The 7,281-nt window shown below is 60.0% G+C and carries 6 protein-coding genes; 3 read left to right on the top strand and 3 right to left on the bottom strand.

Features of this window, described 5'->3' with window-relative positions:
- The 3 genes from ABIT76_06340 to gnd all read left to right on the top strand — a co-directional run.
- A partial coding sequence (locus tag ABIT76_06340; protein MEO7932759.1) for a Fe-S oxidoreductase occupies window positions 1-236 on the top strand: 236 nt, incomplete at its 5' end.
- Between the two features lie 5 nt (window positions 237-241).
- On the top strand, window positions 242-829 hold the full coding sequence (locus ABIT76_06335; protein ID MEO7932758.1) for a DUF3501 family protein: 588 nt from the start codon (window positions 242-244) through the stop codon (window positions 827-829).
- 63 nt (window positions 830-892) lie between these two features.
- Complete coding sequence (gene gnd, locus ABIT76_06330; protein ID MEO7932757.1) at window positions 893-2,341, top strand: decarboxylating NADP(+)-dependent phosphogluconate dehydrogenase; 1,449 nt, start codon at window positions 893-895, stop codon at window positions 2,339-2,341.
- A gap of 191 nt (window positions 2,342-2,532) precedes the next feature.
- Here gnd and ABIT76_06325 read toward each other — a convergent pair whose 3' ends face one another.
- Genes ABIT76_06325 through nuoL form a run of 3 tightly spaced genes read right to left on the bottom strand, consistent with a single transcriptional unit; the run spans window position 2,533 to window position 7,281 of the window.
- Window positions 2,533-3,981 carry an NADH-quinone oxidoreductase subunit N gene (locus ABIT76_06325; GenBank protein MEO7932756.1) on the bottom strand — a complete coding sequence of 483 codons (1,449 nt, stop codon included), beginning with the start codon at window positions 3,979-3,981 and terminating at the stop codon, window positions 2,533-2,535.
- Between the two features lie 12 nt (window positions 3,982-3,993).
- Entirely contained in the window at window positions 3,994-5,487 is a 1,494-nt protein-coding gene (locus ABIT76_06320; GenBank protein ID MEO7932755.1) for an NADH-quinone oxidoreductase subunit M, read from the bottom strand.
- Between the two features lie 6 nt (window positions 5,488-5,493).
- A complete protein-coding gene (nuoL, locus tag ABIT76_06315; GenBank protein MEO7932754.1) occupies window positions 5,494-7,281 on the bottom strand; it encodes an NADH-quinone oxidoreductase subunit L in 1,788 nt (595 codons plus the stop codon).

The raw sequence follows: 7,281 nt of genomic DNA, 5'->3' as shown, positions 1-7,281 counted from the left end.
ATGGCGTCAAGACCGGTACGCACCCGCTGGCCATGAAAATCGGCAAGCCGGTGTTCAAGGCGATGGCCAAGCGGGCAGGAGAAAGTGGCGCGGAAAATCAGGCACCCGACTACATCAGCAGCGACTGCGCACTGGCCGGTCATCACATTGCACAAGGCATGGCTGAAAACGGCCTGCCGACTGCGCAGTTGCGACACCCGTTGTCCCTGATGCGCATCGCTTACGGTCTGGAGTGAAAGCCATGCCCACCATCACGACTGAAAGCCTGCAAAGCCTGGAGGCCTACGCACGTATCCGCAAGAGCAGCAAGACTGACGCCATTGCCCACCGCCGCCTGCGTAGCGTGCGCCTGGGCGATCACCTGACGCTGCAGTTCGAAGACGAGCAGACCATTCGTCGTCAGATTCAGGAGATGTTGCACATCGAGAAGATCTTCGAGGCCGAAGGCATCCAGAGCGAGATCGACGCCTATCAGCCGCTGGTGCCCGAAGGCAGCAACTGGAAGGCAACGATGCTGATCGAGTACCCCGACGCGCACGAGCGCAAGCGCGAACTGGCGCGGCTGATCGGCATCGAGGACCGCATGTTCGTCGAGGTCGAAGGCCACAAGCGCGTGTTCGCCATCGCCGACGAAGACATGGACCGCGAGAACGACGAGAAAACGTCGGCGGTGCACTTCGTTCGCTTCGAGTTCAACGCGGCGCAGCGCGAAGCCATCCGCGCCGGTGCCGGCGTGCGCATCGGCTGCGACCACACGCATTACCCGGCGCATGTGACGGTCGAGCCGGAAACACTGGCGAGCCTGGCGGGTGACCTGCGGATGTCTTGAGCTGCAGGTGTCTGTCGGCTGACATAAGCTGCGCGTTTGCGCAACGCTCGAAAGAGGCTCCAGATGAATCAGAAGCAGCAACCAGACAAGCACGACAAGCCGGACAACGCCTTCGGCCTGATAGGCCTGGCGGTGATGGGCCAGAACCTGGTGCTCAATGTCGAGAGCCGCGGTTTCGGCGTCAGCGTCTACAACCGCACGACCGAGGTCATGGAGGCCTTCGTCGCCGAGCACCCGAAGAAGCATCTGTACGGCGCGAAGACGCTGCAAGACTTCGTGCAGAGCCTGGCCAAGCCGCGCAAGATCATGTTGATGGTCAAGGCCGGCGCGCCGGTCGACGCCGTCATCAAGCAATTGACGCCGCTGCTGGACAAGGGCGACATCGTCATCGACGGCGGCAACAGCCTCTACACCGACACCGAACGTCGCGACACCGAACTGGCCGACCAGGGCTTGCGCTTCATGGGCGTGGGCGTCTCGGGTGGCGAAGAAGGCGCGCGCAAAGGCCCGTCGATCATGCCGGGTGGGCCGGCGTCTTCATGGGAAGAGATCAAGCCGATCTTCGAGAAAATTGCGGCGCAGGTCGACGGCAAGCCGTGTGTGATCCACATCGGCCCAGGCGGCGCCGGGCACTTCGTGAAGATGGTGCACAACGGCATCGAATACGGCGACATGCAGCTCATCTGCGAGGCGTATGCGATCTTGAAGGCCACGATCAACCCGACGGCGGACGAGTTTCATGAGATCTTCGGCGAATGGAACCGGGGCGAGTTGGATAGTTTCCTAATCGAGATCACCACGAACATTTTCACCAAGAAAGACCCGGAAACCGGGACCCCGATCGTCGATCTCATCCTCGACAAGGCTGGTCAAAAGGGCACCGGCAAATGGACCGTCGGCCACGCCACTGAGATGGGCGTGCCCCTCAGCGTCATCGGCAGCGCGGTCGAGGCCCGCATTTTGAGTTCGCTCAAAGCCGAGCGCGTCGCCGCCAGCAGCCAGCTTCCAGGGCCGACTCCGGCTCCGTTCACCGGGGATCGCGCAGCGTTGATCAACTCCGTTCGCGACGCGCTTTATGCCTCGAAAATCATGAGTTACGCCCAGGGAATGGTGCAACTCGGGGCGGCCAGCCAGCTCTACAACTGGAACCTCAACTTCAAGGACATCGCCAGCATCTGGCGCGGTGGGTGCATCATTCGCGCCCGTTTCCTCAACCGCATCACGGATGCCTACCAGCAGAATCCGGGTTTGAAAAACCTCATCCTCGACCCCTTCTTCACCGAAGTCGTCACCCGCACCCAGGCCAACTGGCGCATCGCGGTCCGCACGGCGATCGAATACGGCGTCGCCACCCCGGCCTTCAGCGCGGCGCTCGCCTACTACGACAGCTATCGGCAGGCCCGGTTGCCAGCGAATTTGTTGCAAGCCCAGCGCGATTATTTCGGCGCCCACACCTACGAGCGGATCGACAAACCAGCAGGCGAGTTTTTCCACACGGAATGGTTCGCCTAAGAGCGGACTGAGTCGATTCAGCAAAAAGGCGGCGCCTCGCGAGGGGTGCCGTCTTTTTTCGTTGGTGAAAAGGGAGGCTCGTCGAGGAGGAAAATGAAACTCGAATGGCAAGTCGGGCGTCCGTTTGGGCATTCGTAGAACTCCCAATGGCACATCCGGCCTGATCGGGTAGCCTTTCAGGAGGTGAGGGCCTATTTCCCGATCAGATGCAGGAGTGGGGCGGGGTAAACGCCGAGGATAAAGACGGCGGCGATAACCGCGTAAAGTGTGGTGCGGGTGAGCGGAGTCAGAGGCGACTCGAGCGCGGTGTCGGTGCTGGAGATGTTCCAATACATGGCCTTGACCACTTTCAGGTAGTAATAAAAGCCGCAGCCGACGCTGATGACGCCGACGCCAACCAGCCAGTAAAGGTGGGATTCGAGGGCGACTTTGAAGATCATGAATTTCCCGAAGAACCCGGCGGTGAGAGGCACGCCGGCGAGGGACATCATGGCGACGAGCATGGCAAAGGCGAGAAACGGGCTGCGTTTCCCGAGGCCGTTGAAGTGGGAGATGTCGTCGCCTTCGAGATGGCGGCTGGCGAGGATGAGGACGAGGAAACTGAGGAGGGTCATCACGAGATAACCCGCGAGATAGAAAGCGATGGCTTGTTGCGCGGCGGCGGCGAAACTGCTGAGGGCGACGACGGCCATGAGCAAATAACCGGCGTGGGCGATGCTGGAGTAACCGAGGAGTCGCTTCAAATTCGTCTGCGGGAGCGCGGCGAAATTGCCATAAATGAGGGTGCAGAAGGCGAGAATGGAGAGTCCGGTGCTGACGCGCGCGCCAACGACGGGCAGCGGCAGGATGACGGCGAGGAAACGGAGGAGGACGATGAAGCCGGCGGACTTGGAGCCGACGGAGAGGAAGGCGGTGATGGGAGTCGGGGCGCCCTGGTAAACGTCGGCGACCCAGAATTGAAAGGGGGCGGCGGCGATTTTGAAGCCGAGCCCGATGAGCACGAGGACGATGCCGAAGAGGAGCGCAGTCTGATTCTTATCGGTGACTTGGGCGGCGGCCTGGCCGATGGCGGCGAGGTTGGTTTCGCCGGTAACGCCGAAGATCCACGTGATGCCGTAAACGAGGATGCCGGTGGAAAGCGCGCCGAGGATGAGGTATTTCGTGCCCGCTTCGAGAGACGGACGCGACCGGCGGAGGAAGCTGACAAGGATATAAAAGGAGATCGTGACCAGTTCGAGCGCGACGAAGATCATGATGAAGTCGGTCGCGGAGGCCATGAACATCAGCCCGACGCAGGTGAAGACAGGAAGGGTGTAGAATTCGCCCAGACCGGCTCCGGGTTTCTCCGCAGGCACCAGGCGCTGGACGGTGGAGGCGTATTCGAGGCTCATGATCAGGACCACGATGGTGGTGAGGAGGATGAGTTGCTTAAAGAAGAGCCCGAAGCCGTCGGCGACGTAGAAGGGGCCGCAATCGACGTTGGTTTTGGTGAAGAAGCTGAGAATGAGGACGACGGAAAGACCAGCGATGGCAAACAAGCCGAAGCCACGGCGGGTGGGCGTCGGGACAAAGGCCTCGAAGAGCAGCAGGCAAAGACCCAGGAAGAGAACGATGGTCTCGAGAAGAAGCGGTGAGGTCATTTTAAGGAAATCTCAGGGAAGCAAATGGGAAAGCGTCGGGCCGACGAGGTGCAGGAAGCCCTGCGGGTAGAGGCCGCAAACGAGGAGCGCGCCGATGAGGAGGACGAGCGGGAATTTGTAGAGCGGGCGGATGTCGCTGATGCCAGCCCAGCGGGAGACGAGGTCGCCCATGAAGATTTTGCGGTAGGCGCGCAGCATGTAAACGGCGGAAATAACGACTCCCCAGAGGCCGACGATGGTGGCGATTTGATGGAAATTAAAAGCGCCGGTCTGAAACGCATTCGATTCAAACCCGCCTGAAAACGCGCCAAAGAAGACCATCGTTTCGGAGGCGAAATTACCGAAGCCGGGCAGACCGATGGAGGCGAAAGTGGCGAGGCCGAAGCAAAACATGAGGACTGGGGCGCGTTTGCCGAGTCCGCCGAGATCGGAAAACTCCAGCGTCCCGGTGCGTTCGCGGATCATGCCGCTCATGGCGAAAAGAGCGGCGATGGAGAGGCCGTGGGCGAACATCAGAAGCGCAGCACCGTTGATTCCGGTGAGGTTCATGCTGACGATGCCGAGATAGATGTAACCCATGTGCATGACGCTGGAATAGCCGAGCGTGGTATCGAGTTGTTTCTGGGCAATGGTGGCGAGGCCGACGAAGAGGATGTTGCCGATGAGGAGGATGAGAATGATGTAATCGTATTGCTGGACGCCGAGCGGAAACATCGGGAGGGCGATGCGCAACATGCCGTAGAGGCCAAATTTCTTGAGCACACCGGCATGGAGCATGGCGGCGGGAGCGGGTGCCGAGGCATAGGCTTTGGGAGCCCAGGAGTGGAATGGGAAGAGCGAAACGAGCACGCCGAAGCCGACGAGCAGCGTGGGGAAGATCCATTTCGCCGGGAGAAAGGCGGAGGTCTTGGCCAGCGCCTGGAGTTGGGGAATATCGAAAGTCCGCTGTGCGACGGGCACGGCTAGATAAACGCCGATGAGCCCGGCGAGCAGGATGATGCTGCCGATGGCGAGATAGATGGTGATGCGCCAGGCGGCTTGCTGTTTTTCACCGCTGCCCCAGACGCCGATCAGAATGAAAGTCGGGATGAGGGCGAGTTCGTGGAAGGCGTAGAAGAAGAAGAGGTCGAGCGAGAGAAACGCCCCGATCGCACCGGCCGCAATGAGGAGCAGGCAGGCGTAGAAGGCGTTTTCAGATTTCTCCATTTTCGGCGTGACCCAGACGGCGGCGACGGTGACGAGGGTGGCGAGGAGCACCATCGCGAGGCTGAGGCCGTCCGCGCCGAGGAAGTATTTCAAGTCCCACTCGGCGACGACGTCCACATGCGACTGGAACTGGAATCCGCCAGCGGTGCCTTGATAGGCGAGGACGGAAATAATCGTCAGCGCGAGGGCTGCGATGGAGGCCCCGAGAGCGGTTTTGCGGGCGGGTGATCCGAGTAAGATCGCAATGGCCGCGCCGAGCGGCAGCAGCACGATGAGATGGAGAAGCAGGGCGGTATTCACAGAAGTTTAAGCAAAGACGACGTAGTAAAGCAGCGCGATGATTCCGACGCCGAAGAGAATGGCATAGCCCTGGATGTTGCCATATTGCAGGAAACGCAGGACGTAGCCGGTGATCCAGACGCCGCCCGCGCCGACGCCGCGCACGAGCACAGTGTCGATGAGCCACTTGTCGAGGAAAGCGGAAATGACGGCTGCCGAGTCCTGGGTGGCGCGCACGAGGATTTTGTAGAAATCGTCGATGTAAAAGCGGTTGGCGAAGAGCGCGATGCGGACCGGGTCCTTGGTTTTGCCTTTATAGAGAACCAAGGCCACCAGTGCGCCGAGCACGAACACGCCGACAGCCGAGCCTTGGACAATCATCGGCGCGTGCTCCTCGGGCAGCGTGAGAAATTTCCCGATAAAGAACGGATAGCCCGCGATGACGGATGGGATCGCGAGGATCAGCAACGGAACGGTCATGATCAGCGGCGACTCGTGCGCGTGCTCGGCTCCATGGGCGCGAGGCTTGCCCAGGAACGCCACAAACCAGAGTCGGAACATGTAGAACGAAGTCAGAAACGCCACGAGCACGGCGAGGCCGAAGACCCAAATATTATGCTCAAAAGCCCTCGCGATAATCGCGTCCTTCGAGAAGAATCCGCTCAAACCGGGAAACCCGGTCAGCGCCAGCGTGCCGATGGTGAAAGTAGCAAACGTGATCGGCATCTTCTTTCCGACGCCGCCCATTTTCCAGATGTCCTGCTCGTGATGCAGCGAGTGGATGATCGACCCGGCCCCGAGGAACAGCATCGCCTTGAAAGCCGCGTGGGTGAAAAGATGAAACATCCCAATTTGCGGCGCGGCCATACCGACGGCGCAGACCATGTAGCCGAGTTGCGAGAGGGTTGAGTAGGCCAGAATGCGCTTGATGTCGTCCTGTTGCGTGGCCATGAACGCGGCCATGACGGCGGTTCCGATGCCGATCCACATGATGAATTGCAGGGTGAACGCGGCTGGCACAAAGAGGAAAAAGACCTTCGCGAGCATGAAAACACCTGCCGCCACCATCGTCGCCGCATGGATCAAGGCCGAGACCGGAGTCGGGCCTTCCATGGCGTCGGGCAGCCAGACGTGGAGTGGAAATTGCGCGCTCTTGCCCATGGCACCCATGAAAACACCGAGCGTGGCCACGGTGATAAACCAGCTTGGAAGACCCATTGTGGCCCATTTGAGTTCGATCTCACTGAAGACGACGGATTTCGTGGCCAGCCAGACGCAGAGGATGCCAAACATGAAGCCGAAGTCGCCGATGCGGTTCGTGAGAAACGCTTTTTTCGCCGCGTCGCCCGCCGCCGGGCGTTCAAACCAATGGCCGATGAGCAGATACGAACTGACGCCGACCAGTTCCCAGAAGATGAACATCATCACGAAATTGTTCGCGAGGACGATGCCGAGCATGGAGAAAATGAAGAGCGACAACGACGCGAAATACCGGGAGCGGCCCTCGTCCTCTTTCATGTAGCCGACGGAATAGAGGTGAATGAGCAGGCCAATCCCTGTGACCACGAGCAGCATGAGCTTGGTCAGTTGGTCGATCGAGGTGCCGATCGGAATGCGCAGCGCCGGGAGGTTGATCCAATCGAAGGAGACATCCATCGAGTGATCGGGTTTGCCGAATAGAATCAGACTCCCAATGAAGGAAATGGCCACCGCTGCGACAGAAATCGCGGTGCTGAGAGATTTCGAGGGCCGCGTGACAAGGGCAATCAGAATCGCAGAGATCAACGGGGTAAAAAGGACAATCCAGGGTATCAC

The organism is Chthoniobacterales bacterium, assembly GCA_039930045.1.
Taxonomy (GTDB): domain Bacteria; phylum Verrucomicrobiota; class Verrucomicrobiia; order Chthoniobacterales; family DASVRZ01; genus DASVRZ01.
Note: the sequence above shows the minus strand (reverse complement) of the source record. Positions and strands in the feature narration are given on the sequence as shown.

Coding starts and splice junctions, on each gene's coding strand:
- ABIT76_06335 (MEO7932758.1), top strand. CDS start 242: ATGCCCACCATCACGACTGAAAGCCTGCAAAGCCTGGAGGCCTACGCA.
- ABIT76_06325 (MEO7932756.1), bottom strand. CDS start 3,981: ATGACCTCACCGCTTCTTCTCGAGACCATCGTTCTCTTCCTGGGTCTT.
- gnd (MEO7932757.1), top strand. CDS start 893: ATGAATCAGAAGCAGCAACCAGACAAGCACGACAAGCCGGACAACGCC.